The 16,484-nt window shown below is 33.0% G+C and carries 13 protein-coding genes; 12 read left to right on the top strand and 1 reads right to left on the bottom strand.

From position 1 onward, the window contains the following. The first annotated feature begins 10 nt into the window (after window positions 1–10). Genes purC through purD form a run of 9 tightly spaced genes read left to right on the top strand, consistent with a single transcriptional unit; the run spans window position 11 to window position 9,780 of the window. Window positions 11–727: a phosphoribosylaminoimidazolesuccinocarboxamide synthase gene (gene purC, locus AC38BG_RS06915; protein WP_489937127.1), complete on the top strand. Its 717-nt coding sequence runs from the start codon at window positions 11–13 to the stop codon at window positions 725–727. A gap of 2 nt (window positions 728–729) precedes the next feature. Beyond that, complete coding sequence (gene purS / locus AC38BG_RS06910; RefSeq protein WP_489937126.1) at window positions 730–978, top strand: phosphoribosylformylglycinamidine synthase subunit PurS; 249 nt, start codon at window positions 730–732, stop codon at window positions 976–978. Beyond that, window positions 978–1,658: a phosphoribosylformylglycinamidine synthase subunit PurQ gene (purQ, locus tag AC38BG_RS06905; protein WP_489937125.1), complete on the top strand. Its 681-nt coding sequence runs from the start codon at window positions 978–980 to the stop codon at window positions 1,656–1,658. The genes purS and purQ overlap by 1 nt, the downstream gene beginning before the upstream one ends. After that, window positions 1,655–3,877 (top strand): phosphoribosylformylglycinamidine synthase subunit PurL, encoded by a 2,223-nt coding sequence (gene purL, locus AC38BG_RS06900; protein WP_489937124.1) that lies wholly within the window; start codon window positions 1,655–1,657, stop codon window positions 3,875–3,877. The genes purQ and purL overlap by 4 nt, the downstream gene beginning before the upstream one ends. Next, window positions 3,853–5,328 (top strand): amidophosphoribosyltransferase, encoded by a 1,476-nt coding sequence (purF, locus tag AC38BG_RS06895; protein ID WP_489937123.1) that lies wholly within the window; start codon window positions 3,853–3,855, stop codon window positions 5,326–5,328. Before purL ends, purF begins: the two co-directional genes overlap by 25 nt. Continuing rightward, entirely contained in the window at window positions 5,328–6,374 is a 1,047-nt protein-coding gene (purM, locus tag AC38BG_RS06890; RefSeq protein WP_489937122.1) for a phosphoribosylformylglycinamidine cyclo-ligase, read from the top strand. The genes purF and purM overlap by 1 nt, the downstream gene beginning before the upstream one ends. Further along, on the top strand, window positions 6,371–6,952 hold the full coding sequence (gene purN / locus AC38BG_RS06885) for a phosphoribosylglycinamide formyltransferase (RefSeq protein ID WP_489937121.1): 582 nt from the start codon (window positions 6,371–6,373) through the stop codon (window positions 6,950–6,952). The genes purM and purN overlap by 4 nt, the downstream gene beginning before the upstream one ends. Continuing rightward, entirely contained in the window at window positions 6,952–8,493 is a 1,542-nt protein-coding gene (purH, locus tag AC38BG_RS06880) for a bifunctional phosphoribosylaminoimidazolecarboxamide formyltransferase/IMP cyclohydrolase (RefSeq protein WP_489937855.1), read from the top strand. The genes purN and purH overlap by 1 nt, the downstream gene beginning before the upstream one ends. Window positions 8,494–8,517: 24 nt before the next feature. Continuing rightward, window positions 8,518–9,780, top strand: coding sequence for a phosphoribosylamine--glycine ligase (purD, locus tag AC38BG_RS06875; protein WP_489937854.1), 1,263 nt, complete (start codon window positions 8,518–8,520; stop codon window positions 9,778–9,780). Between the two features lie 51 nt (window positions 9,781–9,831). Here the strand turns inward: purD and AC38BG_RS06870 are convergent, their stop codons facing one another. Next, on the bottom strand, window positions 9,832–11,730 hold the full coding sequence (locus AC38BG_RS06870; protein WP_489937120.1) for an ABC-F family ATP-binding cassette domain-containing protein: 1,899 nt from the start codon (window positions 11,728–11,730) through the stop codon (window positions 9,832–9,834). 213 nt (window positions 11,731–11,943) lie between these two features. Between AC38BG_RS06870 and AC38BG_RS06865 the strand changes: the two genes are divergently transcribed. From AC38BG_RS06865 to AC38BG_RS06855, 3 genes are all read left to right on the top strand, one after another. Beyond that, window positions 11,944–12,579 (top strand): redox-sensing transcriptional repressor Rex, encoded by a 636-nt coding sequence (locus tag AC38BG_RS06865; RefSeq protein WP_489937119.1) that lies wholly within the window; start codon window positions 11,944–11,946, stop codon window positions 12,577–12,579. Between the two features lie 187 nt (window positions 12,580–12,766). Then, window positions 12,767–14,578, top strand: a complete 1,812-nt coding sequence (gene glmS, locus AC38BG_RS06860) for a glutamine--fructose-6-phosphate transaminase (isomerizing) (protein ID WP_489937118.1) — start codon at window positions 12,767–12,769, stop codon at window positions 14,576–14,578. A gap of 130 nt (window positions 14,579–14,708) precedes the next feature. Further along, window positions 14,709–16,433, top strand: coding sequence for a phospho-sugar mutase (locus AC38BG_RS06855; RefSeq protein ID WP_489937117.1), 1,725 nt, complete (start codon window positions 14,709–14,711; stop codon window positions 16,431–16,433). Window positions 16,434–16,484: the final 51 nt, after the last annotated feature.

Raw genomic sequence — 16,484 nt, 5'->3', positions numbered from 1 at the left:
AAGGAAAATCATGAGCGAATTACTTTATGAAGGCAAAACTAAACAAATGTGGACTACTGAAAATCCAGAAGAATTAAGAGCTGTGTATACAGATAACACTACAGCACTTGATGGATTAAAGCACGATACTTTTGCAAATAAGGGCGAGTTAAACAATGAGATATCATCATTGATCTTTGAATATTTGAATAAAAATGGTGTTAAAACTCACTTCATCAAAAAATTATCTAAAACTGAACAATTAGTCAAAAAAGTCAAAATGATTCAATTAGAAGTTGTAACTAGAAATGTTGCTGCTGGCTCATTTGTTAAAAGATATGGCTTGAAAGAAGAAGGGATGGTTTTAAAAAGACCAGTTGAAGAGTTATTCATGAAAAGTGATAAGTTGCATGATCCATTGATGAATGAATCAGATGCAATGGCTTTTGATTTATTAACTGACAGCCAGCATAGTCAAATGTGGATTATTAGCAGACAAGTCAATGCATTATTAACACCATTATTTAAAAAAGCTGGCATGGAATTAGTCGATTTTAAAGTTGAATTTGGCACTTTGCCTGATGGAGAAGTTATCTTAGCTGATGAGTTTTCCCCAGATAATTGCCGTTTATGGAATATAAAGACTAAAGAACATATGGATAAAGATGTTTATCGTCGTGAAATTGGTAATTTGACTGATGTTTATGAACGAGTATTAGCTGCATTGCAAGCAGCAGTGGAGAAATAAAAATGGCTAAAGTTCGCATTTATGTTACTTATAAACCTTCTGTATTTGATCCTCAAGGTCAAGCAATAACTAATTCAATTCATGAGTTAGGGCATAAGTCAGTGCAATCAGTTAAAGTAGGAAAATTCTTTGATCTTGATATTGATCCAAAAGAAAAAGCACTTGAAGATGAAATAAAGGCAATTGCCCAAGAATTGTTAGTCAATTTAAATATGGAAACATATAACTACAAAGTTTTGGAGGAAAACTAATGAAATTTGCTGTGATTCAGTTTCCAGGCTCTAATTGTGATATTGATTTATATGAGGCATTACATAGTGTCTTAAAAGCTGAAGTTGAATATGTTTCATCAAAACAAACTAGTCTTGACGGCTTTGATGCAGTTATGCTACCAGGTGGATTTTCTTATGGAGACTATTTGCGCCCAGGAGCAATTGCAAGATTTACTAATATCATGCCTGCAATTATCAAGATGGCAAATGAAGGTAAGATTGTTTTTGGAACATGCAATGGATTTCAAATTTTAACAGAAGCAGGATTATTGCCAGGGACATTGAAACGCAATGATTCGCTGCAATTTGTATGCAAAAAAGTAGAATTGAATGTTGAAAACAATCAGAGTGTATTTACATCTGATTATAATTTGAATGAAAAAATTAAACTACCAGTCGCACATGCGGATGGTAGTTTTTTTGCAGATGAAAAAACTTTAAACGAAATTGAAACTAATCATCAAGTAGTCTTCAGATATACTACTGATAATCCAAATGGTAGTTTAAATAATATTGCAGGAATTATTAATAAACGCGGCAATGTCCTAGGGATGATGCCACACCCAGAACGCGCAGTTGAACAAATTTTGGGCGGAGTAGATGGGATTAGATTATTTAAGTCAATTTTGGAAAATAATATGGATGGAGTACAGGCATGAATAAAGAATTGACACCTTTGCAAATTAAGCAACAAAAACCATATCTTGATTGGAGCTTATCTGAAAAAGAATATGATTATATTTCACAAAAATTGTTGAAACGCCTGCCTACTTATACAGAAACTGGATTGTTTTCAGCGATGTGGAGTGAACATTGTTCATATAAAAAATCTAAACCTGTCTTAAAACTATTTCCAACAAAAGGAAAATATGTCTTGCAAGGTCCAGGTGAAGGTGCTGGTGTTGTCGACATTGGTGATAACCAAGCAGTAGTTTTTAAAGCAGAAAGTCATAATCATCCTACAGCAGTAGAGCCATATGAAGGTGCTGCGACAGGAGTTGGTGGCATTTTAAGAGACGTTTTTAGTATGGGAGCAAGACCTGTAGCAAGTTTTGATTCTCTGCATTTTGGAGAGTTAGATAATTCACACACAAGATTTTTATTAAATGAAACTGTTGCAGGAATTGGTGGCTATGGTAATTGTATGGGGATCCCAACGATTGGTGGAGAGTTGTCATTTGATGATACTTATAAAGGCAACCCTGTCATGAATGCAATGAGTGTTGGGTTAGCTGATACTAAGGATTTACAAAAAGGAATAGCTGCAGGTGTTGGCAATGCAATTATGTATGTTGGTGCCAAGACTGGACGCGATGGAATTCATGGGGCTACTTTTGCGTCACATGAATTTAATTCTGAACATGAAAGTCAACGTTCTGCTGTTCAAGTGGGTGATCCATTTATGGAAAAATTACTACTTGAAGCATGTTTAGAACTAATTAAAAACCATTCTGAATGTTTAGTGGGAATTCAAGATATGGGAGCTGCAGGCATTGTTTCTTCAAGTGCAGAAATGGCAAGTGAAGGAAATAGTGGCATGGAATTAAATCTAGATTTAGTTCCTCAAAGAGAACCTAACATGAATGCATATGAAATTATGCTTAGTGAATCTCAAGAAAGAATGCTTTTATGTGTTAAAAAAGGACATGAATTAGAAGTTAAGCGCATTTTTAGTTTTTTTGATTTAGATGCAGTAGTTATTGGTCGCGTAACTGAAGGCCATAATTATGTATTAAAACACAAAGGCGAAGTTGTTTGTGATATTCCAGTATCAACTTTGACAACCGATGTTTTAATAGAAAATAGCGAAATTAAAAAGCCTGAGCACATTACTGTTAATGAAAAAATTAACTATACTCCACAAATCACTGATTTAAAAAATACGATTGAACAAATAATGAAACAACCTACAATTGCTTCTAAAAAAATGTTCACTCAAACTTATGATTCCATGGTTAGAACTTCGACTGTTGAAGGACCTGGAGCAGATAGTGGAGTAATTCGGATTAGAGGGACTAAAAAAGCAATTGCGGCTACAACTGACAGTAATGGTAGATTTATTTATTTAAATCCAGAAGTTGGTGGTAAACGCAATGTCGTAGAAGCTGCTAGCAATATTATTGCAAGTGGCGCTCAACCATTAGCAATTACTGATTGTTTAAATTATGGCAATCCCAATGATCCTGAAGTGTTTTATGAATTAAAGCAATCAGTTATTGGAATTGCAAAAGCATGTGAAATACTGCAAACACCTGTAGTTTCAGGAAATGTATCTTTATATAACGAAACAGATGGTCATGAAATCTTTCCAACTCCAATGATAGGGATGGTTGGATTAATTAAAGATGTGAATTATATTGTTAGACCTAAGTTTAAACAAGCAGGAGATTCAATTTACTTAATTGGTGATACAAAGGCTGATTATGCAGGCAGTGAAATCCAAAAGATGTTAACAGGAAAAATTTTTGGCAAAATACAGGATTTTGATTTAACTAAGATCAAAAATTATTTTGATAAGTTATTATCACTTATGCAAAAAGGTTTGATTCAAAGTGCCCATGACTTAAGTGAAGGTGGATTAAGTGTTGCAATTGCAGAAAGCTTATTTGATACAAAACTAGGGGCAAAGATCAGTGCTAATTTAACTGCTGCACAAATATTTAGTGAAACTCCAGGAAGATTACTAGTTACAATTAGTCCTCAAAATATTGCTGAATTTGAAAAAATAATAGGTGCAGATGCTCATTTAATTGGTGAAGTTACGAATAACTCAAAACTAGAACTTAATTTGGCAGATGCTACTGCTCAATTAGATGTTAATGATTTACAAAAAAATTGGGAGGATGCAATACCATGTCTTATGAAATCAATGGATTAAATGAAGAATGTGGTGTTTTTGGTATCTTTAATGCACCTCATGCTAGCAATATGACTTATTTTGGTTTGCATGCACTCCAGCACCGCGGTCAACAAGGTGCAGGAATTGTTGCAAGTGATGGTATTAAGTTGCGTCAATTTCGCAATCGTGGATTATTAGCAGATGTGTTTGCTGATCCTAATGATTTGAATTGGTTAAAAGGTGATGCAGCAATTGGTCATGTTCGATATGGTACATCAGGATCTGATTCATTTACTAATGTGCAACCATTTTTGTTTCAATTTTTAGATGGACAAATTGCACTAGCTCATAACGGTAATTTGACTAATTCTAAGACATTAAAAAAGGAACTTGAAAAACAAGGTGCAGTTTTTCAATCAAGCTCTGATACTGAAGTATTGATTCATTTAATTCGCAGAAAAAAGTTGCCTTTTTTGCAAGCCTTAAAAGCTAGTCTAAATGAAGTAAAAGGTGGTTTTGCATTTTTGTTAATGGACAAAGATGCAATCTATGCCGCAGTTGATCCTAATGGGTTGCGTCCATTAGTTTTAGGCAAAATGGCTACTGGATCGTATGTTTTAGCAAGTGAATCATGTGCATTAGATGCAGTAGGTGCAGAAATACTGCGAGATGTGCAACCTGGTGAATTGTTAATTATAGATAAAGATGGGTTACATGAAGATCGATATACTGACAAAACTCAACTTGCAATCTGTTCAATGGAATATATTTATTTTGCAAGACCTGATTCAATTATGCACCAAGTTACAATTCATAATGCTCGCAAGCAAATGGGGAGGCTATTAGCAATTGAACAGCCTGCTCCCAAGGGGGCAGATATGGTTATTGGTGTGCCTAATTCATCATTATCTGCAGCAAGTGGCTATGCAGAACAAAGTAAGTTGCCATATGAGATGGGTTTAATTAAAAATCAATATATTGCAAGAACTTTTATTGAACCAACTCAAGAATTGCGTGAACAAGGCGTCAAGATGAAGTTAGCCGCAGTCAAAGGAGTAGTTAAAGATAAAAATATCGTTATCATTGATGATTCAATTGTTCGAGGTACCACATCAATTCAATTAGTGAAGATGCTAAAACAAGCTGGGGCAAAATCAGTCCATATGAGAATTGCATCACCACCCTTTAAATATCCTCACTTTTATGGGATAGATATTTCTCATCGACAAGATTTATTGGCTGCAAAATATAATGTTGCACAAATGCGCCAGATCATTGGTGCTGATAGTTTAGGATTTTTAAGTATCTCGGCTTTAATTAAGGCAATTAATATTCCTGATAGTAATGGTGCACCAAATGGTGGATTAACAGTCGCATATTTTGATGGTAAATATCCGACTCCTTTATATGATTATGAAACAGAAATCCACGGACCATTAAATATCATTCCAGTTGAACAGATGTTAAAAATGCAAGGGAGAAAACTATAATGGATCGATATAAAGAAGCTGGTGTTGATGTAGCAGCTGGGTATGATTTAGTTAATAAAATAAAACCATTAGTTGCCTCAACTAAGCGTCCAGGCTATGTTGAAAATATTGGTAGCTTTGGTGGACTATTTGATTTAGATAATTTGAAATTTAAACATCCCATGTTAGTGTCTGGTACAGATGGTGTAGGAACAAAATTATTAATTGCACAAAAAATGCATGTTCATAACACAATTGGCATTGATTGTGTGGCAATGTGTGTCAATGATGTTTTAGCACAAGGGGCAAGTCCATTATTTTTTCTAGATTATATAGCGACGGGGCATAATAACCCAGAAGTTCTATCCCAAGTAGTTGCTGGGATAGCTAATGGATGCAGGCAAGCAAATGCTAGCTTAATTGGCGGTGAAACAGCGGAAATGCCAGGGATGTATTCACCAAATGAATATGATTTAGCAGGATTTACTGTTGGAGTAGTTGAAAAAAATACCATGTTAACTACTAAAATTCCTAAGGATGGAGATGTTTTACTTGGATTAGCTTCTAGCGGACTGCATTCTAATGGATATTCCTTAGTTAGAAAAATTTTGTTTGAAAATAATGACTTCAAATTATCAGATAAATTACCTGAATTTAATAGAAAGTCATTAGGGCAAGTTTTATTAACCCCAACTAGAATTTACGTAAAAACTATTTTGCCACTAATAAAGCAAAAATTAATTCATGGGATTGCTCATATTACTGGGGGCGGTTTATATGAAAATGTACCTAGAATGTTTGAGGATGACTTGCAAGCAGTGATTAATCTAAATTCTTGGAAAGTTCCAAAAATTTATGACTTTTTGCAAAAAGTAGGCAAATTATCTATAGAGGACTGTCTGCATACTTTCAATATGGGATTAGGGATGGTTCTAGCGGTTGATAAAAATAATGCTGAATCAGTAAAAAAGCACTTGCAAGATAGCCATGAACAAGTATTTGAAATTGGTAGTTTACAAAAACGCAGTATAGATCAAGAAAAAATAAAGCTAGTAGGTAAATTATGAAAGTAGCGATCTTTGCTTCAGGCAATGGAACAAATTATGAGGAGTTGGCTAAGCATTTTAAATCAGGCGATATACCTGGACAGTTGAGTTTATTATTTTGCGATCATCCTGATGCTCAAGTTATTGTACGAGCCAAGAAATTTGGCACTCCAGTAGAAACTTTTACTGTTAAATCATGTCAGTCTAAACAGAAATATGAAGAAAAAATTTTGCAAATTTTGCAAAAATATCAAATAAATTTTATTGCACTAGCAGGATATATGAGAATTATTGGACCCACGATCTTAGATCAGTATCAAGGTAAAATCATTAATTTACATCCTGCATATTTGCCAGAATATCCAGGACTAAATTCAATTGAACGAGCATTTAAAGATAAAGTTGCACAAACTGGAGTCACGGTTCACTATATTGATTCAGGCTTAGATAGTGGAACAATTATTGAACAAGTTCATGTGCCAATAAAGTCTGATGATACAGAGCATAGTTTAGAAATGCGAGTTCATGAATATGAACACAAGTTATATTCAAAAGTATTAAAACAAGTATTAACCAAAATAAACGAGGACGGAAAATGATGAAAAGAGCATTAATTAGCGTATCTGATAAGACTAATATAGTTTTGTTTGCAAAAACATTAATCCAAAATAATTATGAAATTATCTCAACTGGTGGAACTAAAAAATTTTTAGATGAGGCAGGAGTAAAAACTATCTCAGTTGAAGATGTTACTAATTTTCCAGAGATTTTAGATGGGAGAGTTAAAACATTGCATCCTGCCATTCATGGAGGATTGCTGGCAAAGCGCGATAATGCAAATCACATGGAAACACTAAAAGAGCAGCAAATAACTCCAATTGATTTGATATGTGTGAATTTATATCCATTTAAACAAACTATTGAACAGCCAGATGTTAAATTAAGTGATGCAATTGAAAATATAGATATTGGTGGCCCTAGCATGATTAGATCAGCAGCTAAAAATTATCAAGATGTAACAGTAGTTGTTGATCAAAATGATTATCAAAAAATAGCTGATGAAATTGTAAGTACTGGGACAACTAGCTTGCAATTGCGTCAACGATTAGCTGCTAAAGCATTTAGATTAACTGCAGCTTATGATGCAATAATCTCTCAATACTTAACTAAACAAGTTGGCCTTAGTGATCCTGAAAAATTAACTTTAACTTATGATTTAAAACAAACAATGCGTTATGGAGAAAATAGTCACCAAAAAGCTTGGCTATATGAAGATGCCATTCCTAAGGATTATTCTGTATTATCTGCTAAACAATTACATGGTAAACAATTATCTTATAACAACATCAAAGATGCAGATGAAGCAATTAGAGCAACTAGAGAATTTGATAAGCCAACAGTTGTTGCAATGAAACACATGAATCCTTGTGGTATTGGTAAAGGTGAGACTTTACAGCAAGCATGGGATCGAGCATATAAAGCAGATCCAGTTTCAATTTTTGGTGGAGTTATTGCACTTAATCGCACAGTTGATGCAGCAACAGCTGAAAAAATGCACAAAATTTTTCTTGAGATTATTATTGCTCCTGCATTTGATGAAGATGCATTAAAAATATTAACTACAAGAAAAAAGAACATGCGTATATTGCAATTAGACTTTACTAAAAAAGATGAAGCACCAAAAAATGAAGTAGTGTCTGTTATGGGCGGATTATTAATGCAGCAACAAGATGTATTAGATGAAGATTATCATAATTGGAAAATTGTAACTAAAACAACACCAACTAAACATCAATTAAAAGCCTTAATGTTTGCTTGGAAAGCGGTAAAACATGTGAAGTCAAATGCAATTGTTGTCGCAAATAATGAGCGAACATTAGGGGTTGGTGCAGGGCAGCCAAATAGAATTGACGCTGAAAAAATTGCTATTGACCATGCAAAAAAATATCTTGATGAAAATAGTGTTTTGGCAAGTGATGCCTTTTTCCCATTCAGTGATTGTGTTGAATTAGCAGGGAAAAATGGAATCAAGGCAATTGTTGAACCAGGTGGGTCAATTAGAGATCAAGATTCAATTGAGATGGCTGATAAATACGGAATTGCAATGGTCTTTACAGATGTGCGTCATTTTAGACACTAAAATAGCTAAATGAAAGGTCAAATAATAATGAATAAGCTTAATTTGTTAGTAATTGGCAGTGGCGGTCGAGAGTATGCAGTAGCTAGGAAACTAAAGGAAAGTTCTTCAGTAGAAAATGTCTATTGTGCACCAGGAAATGATGCTATGGATTTGATTGGAGTACAAAGTATCCCAATTTCAGAAAATGAATTTGAAAAACTAAAAGATTTTGTCATTGATAATAATATCTCTTGGACTTTTGTTGGACCAGAGGATGCATTAGTTGAAGGAATAGTTGATTATTTTCATCAATTTAAGCTAAAAACATTTGGACCAGATAAACGCAGCGCACAACTAGAAGGATCAAAAGAATATGCTTTAAACTTTATGAAAAAATATCATGTACCCCATCCTAAATATGAAAGTTTTGAAAAAGCTGAAAATGCTCTAGCTTCGGTGAATGATTTTGGACTGCCTATAGTTATTAAAGAAGATGGTTTAGCTGGAGGTAAAGGAGTTGTTATTGCACAGAATTTAAAAACAGCTCAAAAAGCTATCAAAAATGCTTTCAAACATGGTAATAAGGTGGTTTTAGAAGAAAATTTAATTGGATCAGAATATTCATTTTTTGTCATTATTCAAGATGATGAATATCGAATCTTACCAATTGCTCAAGATCATAAACGTGCATATGATATGGATAAAGGACCTAATACTGGAGGGATGGGGGCTTATAGTCCTGTACCACAATTAAAAGCCAGTGATAAAAAACAAATAATTGATGAATTGATTAAACCAACAGTTAATGCATTAAAACAAGAAAATTATAACTATCATGGAGTATTATATTTTGGGATAATGTTGACAAATAATGGTCCTAAAATGATCGAATATAATGTTCGCTTAGGCGATCCAGAAACTGAAGTGGTACTTCCAAGGCTAAAAACGGATTTTGCCCAATTAATTAATGCTTGTGTCAATGATTATAAGATGCCTGAAATTGAAGTTTCCCTATTTGCAGAAGTTGGTGTAGTGCTAGCTGCACAAGGATATCCCAAAGATCCAATTAAAGGGCAAAATTTAGGTACCTTTCCAAAACAAAGCGGAATTGAAATTGACTATGCAAATGTCAAAAAGCAAAATGGTGATTTTATTGGCAATGGTGGTAGATTGTTAATGGTTCGAGGACGCAGTGATACTATTGCTCAAGCACAAAGGCTAGTTTATCATTATTTAAGTGGATTAAATAAATCGCAAACCTTTTATCGATATGATATTGGTTATAAAGTAACAAAAATAAGATTTTAAGAAAAAAACTTACCAAATTCACAAGTGTTGTGAGAAATGGTAAGTTTCTTTTTATTTAAAATTATCTAATTCATTAATTGCTTGTTCCCAATTGTTGTTAGCAGTTTCTAATTGTTTTTGGATATCTGATAATTGTTCTTGTAGAGGTCCTAATTTTTCAAAACTGGTAGCAATTTTAGGATCAGCCATTTGATTTTGTAAGTCAGAACTTTGATTTTCTAAGTCTTCGATTTGTTTTTCGATTTTTTCGATGTTTCTTTGTAATTTTCGTTTTTGAGAATCAATGCGTTTTTGCTTTTGATAAGATACTTGGTTGGCACTAACTTGTTTTGTCACTTTTTCAACTTGGGTTTCAGGCTGCAATTTTCGATTTTGATAATCACTATAATTACCTTCAAATAGCTTTGCATGACCATTTTCGACAACCAAGATTTTATTTGCTAATTGATTAATGAAGTATCTATCATGTGATACAAATAAAATTGTTCCATCATAGCTTTGCAAGGCTTTTTCTAGAACTTCTTTTGCTTCAATATCTAAGTGGTTAGTAGGTTCATCCATTAACAAAAAATTATCATGTTCTAATGATAAAACTGTTAATTCTAATCTAGCTCGCTGTCCACCAGATAACTGATTAACCATCTTATTGATATCTTGTGCTGTAAATAAAAAGCTAGCTAAGATTGACCTAATGTCTTTTTCTAACATAGTTTTGTGTTTGTCCCAAATGGTATCAATCACAGTTTTATTGTAATCAAGCCCTTGCAACTCTTGGTCATAATACCCAATTTGCAAAGAAGCACCATATTTAATCGTTCCTGCTTTAATAGGAAGGAGTTTCATAATGGTTTTTAATAAAGTAGATTTTCCAATTCCATTAGGTCCAATAATAGCGACACGATCACCTTTATTAATCTGAAAAGAAATATCAGATAGCATAGTTTTATCTGGATAGCCTACAGATAAGTCCTTAGCAATTAATACTTCTTTTCCTGAAGGATGATCTTGTTTAAAATTAATTTTAACTTTGCCTGATCTTTTTGGAGGAGTAATGCGTTCAATTTTTTCTAATTGTTTGCGCCTACTTTGAGCTCTTTTAGTAGTTGTAGCTCGAACAATATTTTTTTGAATGAATTCTTCGTCTTTTTTTATTTGTTCTTGCTGTTTTTCATAAGCTAATTGTTGCTGTTTATCAATCAACTGCCTTTGAGATAAGTATTGAGTGTAGTTACCCTTGAATTCATTTAATTTGTTAAAGCGTAATTCCCAGATTTGAGTTGCAAAATGATCTAAGAAATATTGGTCATGTGAGACAACCAAGATTGCCCCTTGATAGTTTTTCAAAAAACTTTCTAGCCAATCTAATGTATCTAAATCTAAATAATTAGTTGGTTCATCTAGTAGCAATAATGGTGGCTTTTTTAATAGCAGTTTTACAAATGCTAGTCGAGTTTTTTCTCCTCCAGATAAGCTAGAGATTTGTTTATGCCAAGTATTTTCTGGAAAATTAAAACCATTTAAGACACTTTTGATTTGAGCTTGGTAGGTATAGCCACCATCTTGTTCAAAATCAAATTGCATTTGATCATATTTTTTCAGTAATGTAGCATCTTCTGGATTATTGGCAATTTGTTTTTGCAGTTTAGTTAAATTATGTTCACGATCAATTAATGGTTGAAAGATAGTGATCATTTCATCCCAGATATTGTTGTCTTCATTTAAATCATGTTCTTGTGCAATATAGCCAATTTGAATTCCTTTATTTACTTGAAAGGTTCCATGAGTTGGATCTAATTGTTTAGTCATGATTTTTAAAAGTGTTGTTTTTCCAGCGCCATTTGGTCCTACTAAGCCAATGCGGGCATTATCTGGAATTGAAAAATTTATATTATCAAATAATGTATGTGCTCCAAATTGTTGAGTTAGAGCCTGTCCTTGTGCGATTATCATTTTTTATTCACCTGAAAATAATTTTATCATACTTCTTTTTTTAGAGTGGATGTTGCCTTATTTGTGAAAAATGATCCTAATATTTATAAAAATGTGTCTTTGTGAATTAATTGCTTGCATAAATAGCATAAAAATAGGTATTATATTCATAATTGAATTTTAGTTCACATTCACAAATGGAGTGCATGAATTTCAAAAAAAATGGAGGAAATTATGGATAATATTAAAATCCCTAAGGCAACAGCACGTAGATTACCACTTTATTATAGGTACTTAATTTTATTAAATGAAGAAGGAAAAGACAAGGTTTCTTCTTCAGAACTGTCTGAAGCAGTTCAAGTTGATAGTGCTTCAATTCGAAGAGATTTTTCATATTTTGGCGCTTTAGGTAAGCGTGGATATGGATATGATGTTAAAAATTTATTGAACTTTTTCAAAAAAATTCTTAATCAAGATACTTTGACTAATGTTGCATTAGTTGGAGTAGGTAATTTAGGACATGCTTTATTAAATTATAATTTTAAGCGTTCAAATAATATCCGCATTTCTTGTGCATTTGATATTAATCCTGAAATTACAGGCAAAATTTTGAGTGGAGTTCCTGTATATAGTATGGCTGATATGAAACAACAAATCAGTGATCAACAAATTACTACGGCGATTTTGACTGTGCCACAAGAAAATGCACAAAAAACTGCTAATAAAATGATCGAAGCTGGAATTAAGGGAATCATGAACTTCACACCAATTAGATTGTATGCACCAGCTGATGTGAGAATTCAAAATATTGATTTGGCTACTGAATTGCAGACTTTGATTTACTTTTTGGAATCAGAAGAAAATAGGTAATCACTAAAAACCATCTGGATTTATTTCGAATGGTTCTTTTTTTGTCTAGACCAATAACATACCAATGCTAAAATATGCACTTGACCAATATCAAAAAAACTATTATTATGTCAATTGTTACAATAATTATTTAATAATCCAGTTCTTATAATTGAACTAGACCAAATATTGAAAGCGAGAAAATAATATGTGTGGAATTGTTGGTGTTGTAGGGAAACCTGCTAGAGATGTAATTTTGAATGGATTGAAAAATCTTGAATATCGAGGCTATGATTCAGCAGGAATTTATCTAAATGATTTAAATGGCAATGAATATTTAACTAAAGCCGTTGGTCGCATTAAAAATCTAGAAGATAAATTGACTCCTGATGAACAAGGTCTTACAGGAATTGGTCATACTAGATGGGCAACTCATGGCAAACCAACTGTAGATAATGCACATCCTCATTTTTCAGAAGATCGTAGATTTTATTTAGTTCATAATGGAGTTATTGAAAACTATTTAGAATTAAAAGAAAAATATTTACAAGATGTTAATTTCAAATCAGAAACTGATACTGAAGTTATTGTGCAATTGATTGATAAATTTGCCAAAGAAGATAATATAAATGCTTTCACAGCTTTTAAAAAAGTTTTGAGATTAGTTAAAGGCTCATATGCATTTTTATTAGTAGATAATACTGAACCAGATCATATTTTTATTGCAAAAAACAAATCACCGATGATGCTTGGGATAGGTGATGGATTTAATATTATTGCTTCTGATGCAATTAGCGTTTTAGATCAAACTAAAAAATTTATTGATTTACAAGATGGTGATGTAGCAGATGTAACTAAAGATAAAATTGTCATTGAAGATATTACTGGTCAAAGAGTTGAACGAAAAGTTAAAACTTTAACTATCGACCCAGCAGCTGCTTCTAAAGGTACATATGAATTTTACATGTTAAAAGAAATTGATGAACAACCTGCAGTGATGCGCAAATTGGCACAGGAATATTTTGACCAAGATGGAAAAGTTTTAGTTGACCAAAAAATTGTCAATGCAGTTAGTCAAAGTGATCGCATTTATATTTTGGCAGCAGGGACTTCATATCATGCAGGATTAGTTGGTAAAGATATCATTGAACATCTAACTGATATTCCAGTTGAAGTTGGTTTAGCTTCAGAATTTGGTTATCATTTCCCTAAGTTATCTAAAAAGCCTTTCTTTATTTTCTTATCTCAATCAGGTGAAACTGCAGATTCACGTGTCGTTTTAACTGAAGTTAACAAAAGACAATTGCCTAGTTTGACAATAACTAATGTGGAAGGTTCGACATTATCTAGAGAAGCAACATATACTATGTTACTGAAAGCAGGTCCTGAGATTGCAGTTGCTTCAACTAAGGCATATACTGCACAAATTGCTGTACAGGCAATCTTAGCAAAAGCTATTGGAGAAAAATTGCAATTTAAAAAAGCAGCAGATTTTGATTTGAAACATCAATTATCTATAGCTGCAGAAGGGATGCAAGAAATAGTTGATGGTAAACAAAAAATTGATAATCTAGCTAAAAAATATTTAGCTAATACTCGTAATGCCTTTTATATTGGACGTGGAATTGATTATGATGTTGCACTAGAAGGAGCATTAAAGTTAAAAGAAGTTTCTTATATTCAGACAGAAGGTTTTGCGGCAGCTGAATTAAAACACGGAACAATCGCCTTAATTGAAAAGGGCACACCAGTTATTGCAATAATCAATGATCCAGCAACTGCTGATTTGACTAGAGGAAACATCCGTGAAGTGCAAGCTAGAGGGGCAAATGTGATGGTTTTTGCTGATAAAAAATTTGCCCAAACTACAGATGATGTAGTTTTACCTGATGTTGATTATTATATTTCACCATTAGTATCGGTAATTCCAACTCAATTATTAGCTTATTATGCATCTAAAAATAAGGGCTTAGATGTTGATAAACCAAGAAATTTGGCTAAAAGTGTAACTGTTGAATAAATAAAAATAACATTTTTGCTTGAAAGCGAATACAAAAATTATTAAAAGCTTGCAATCTGCAAGCATTTTTTGTCTAAAAAATAGTAGAATAAGTATGTTATCTATTAAAAGTTAAATGGGAGTTATTAATATGACAGCAAATGAAACTTATAAAACTTGGTTAAATACAACTAGCTTACCTAAATACTTACACAAACAATTAGTTGAATTAGGCAAAAATCCCGCTTGGGTTAAAGATGCTTTTGGCACTAATATTGACTTTGGGACAGCTGGGATGCGTGGGTTATTAGAGCCTGGGACTAACAGAATTAATGTTGTTACTGTAGGTCGAGTAACAGAAGGATTAGCTCAATTAATTGAGCAAACTGGTGAAGCTGCTAAAAAACAAGGTGTTGTAATTTCTTTTGATCCAAGATATCACTCAGAAGAATTTGCAAAATTAGCTGCAAAAATTCTGGGTCATCATGGAATTCATGTATATTTATTTGATGAATTAAGACCAACACCAGAATTGTCTTTTGCAGTGAGATACTTAAAAACTTTTGCAGGGATTATGATTACTGCATCCCACAATGCTAAACAATATAATGGTTACAAAATCTATGGTGCAGATGGTGGACAAATGCCACCAGAAAGTGCAGCAGTTGTTGTTGATCAAGCATTAAAAGTGGCAGATCCATTAAATATTTCAACCACTTCAATTGAAGATTTAAGAGCAAGTAAAACTCTGCAATTAATCGGTGAAGATGTAGATGAAGCATACTTGAAAGAATTAAAGACAGTCAATGTTGACCATTCATTAATTGATACAACCGCTGATAAATTAAAGATTGTATACACTCCAGTTCATGGTACAGGTAAAATTGTTTATTATCGAGCTTTCCAGCAAAGTGGCTTTAATAATGTAACTATTGTTCCAAGTCAAGCAATTATAGACCCTGAATTTGTGACAACAGTTAAACCCAATCCTGAATATCGTCAAGTATTTGACGAAGGAATAAAAATTGCCAATAAAGTTGATGCAGATATTATTGTTGCTACAGACCCTGATGCAGATAGATTAGGTGCAGCTGTAAGATTACCAAATGGTGACTTTAGAGTATTAACTGGAAACCAAATTGCAACATTGATGGCAAATTATTTATTGACTACTTTAAAAGACAATCAAAAATTAGATCCTGATTATGAAATTGTAACTTCAGTTGTTTCTAGTTCTTTACCATTTAAGATTGCAAAAAGTTATGGCATTAAAACTAAGTATGTTTTAACTGGCTTTAAATATATCGCAGAGGAAATTGATAGAATGCAAGCAGATCATGATGGTACATTCTTGATGGGATTTGAAGAAAGTTATGGTTATTTGTTCAAACCATTCGACCATGATAAAGATGCTATGCAAGGCGCATTGATGTTCTTTGAAGTTGCAGCTTATTATGCAGCAAGGGGAATGTCTGTATTTGATGGATTAAATGAAATCTGGGATAAATATGGTGCAACTTGTGAAGTGACTCGTGCAATTGAGATGCCAGGATTAGATGGTCATCAAAAGATGCTTGAAATTATGGCTAGATTAAGAGAAGATAATTTAACTAAGATTGCTGGCAAAAAAGTCGTTCGCATTGAAGACTTTGATAAGCAAACTATTTATGAAAATGGTGGAGTTGATGAACTAGAAGGTTTTCCTAAAGCTAATGTTTTGAAATACTTCTTAGAAGATGGTACTTGGATTGCATTAAGACCATCTGGAACAGAGCCAGTAATCAAGGCTTATGTTGGGGCTACTGGCAAAAATTATGAGCAAGCACAACAAGCAGCAGATGATTATAACAAGGCTATTGATAAATTAATTAATTAAGCTGAATTTTAGGAAAATATGTTCGTAAGTAGTAAAATAAAATATATTAAA

Source organism: Lactobacillus sp. M44 (assembly GCF_058130005.1).
This window is presented reverse-complemented; position numbering and strand designations above follow the sequence as displayed.

What these genes read in the sequence shown, in the direction of transcription:
- purC (WP_489937127.1), top strand. Translation starts at nt 11, where the DNA reads ATGAGCGAATTACTTTATGAAGGCAAAACTAAACAAATGTGGACTACT.
- purS (WP_489937126.1), top strand. Translation starts at nt 730, where the DNA reads ATGGCTAAAGTTCGCATTTATGTTACTTATAAACCTTCTGTATTTGAT.
- purQ (WP_489937125.1), top strand. Translation starts at nt 978, where the DNA reads ATGAAATTTGCTGTGATTCAGTTTCCAGGCTCTAATTGTGATATTGAT.
- purL (WP_489937124.1), top strand. Translation starts at nt 1,655, where the DNA reads ATGAATAAAGAATTGACACCTTTGCAAATTAAGCAACAAAAACCATAT.
- purF (WP_489937123.1), top strand. Translation starts at nt 3,853, where the DNA reads ATGTCTTATGAAATCAATGGATTAAATGAAGAATGTGGTGTTTTTGGT.
- purM (WP_489937122.1), top strand. Translation starts at nt 5,328, where the DNA reads ATGGATCGATATAAAGAAGCTGGTGTTGATGTAGCAGCTGGGTATGAT.
- purN (WP_489937121.1), top strand. Translation starts at nt 6,371, where the DNA reads ATGAAAGTAGCGATCTTTGCTTCAGGCAATGGAACAAATTATGAGGAG.
- purH (WP_489937855.1), top strand. Translation starts at nt 6,952, where the DNA reads ATGAAAAGAGCATTAATTAGCGTATCTGATAAGACTAATATAGTTTTG.
- AC38BG_RS06870 (WP_489937120.1), bottom strand. Translation starts at nt 11,730, where the DNA reads ATGATAATCGCACAAGGACAGGCTCTAACTCAACAATTTGGAGCACAT.
- AC38BG_RS06865 (WP_489937119.1), top strand. Translation starts at nt 11,944, where the DNA reads ATGGATAATATTAAAATCCCTAAGGCAACAGCACGTAGATTACCACTT.
- glmS (WP_489937118.1), top strand. Translation starts at nt 12,767, where the DNA reads ATGTGTGGAATTGTTGGTGTTGTAGGGAAACCTGCTAGAGATGTAATT.
- AC38BG_RS06855 (WP_489937117.1), top strand. Translation starts at nt 14,709, where the DNA reads ATGACAGCAAATGAAACTTATAAAACTTGGTTAAATACAACTAGCTTA.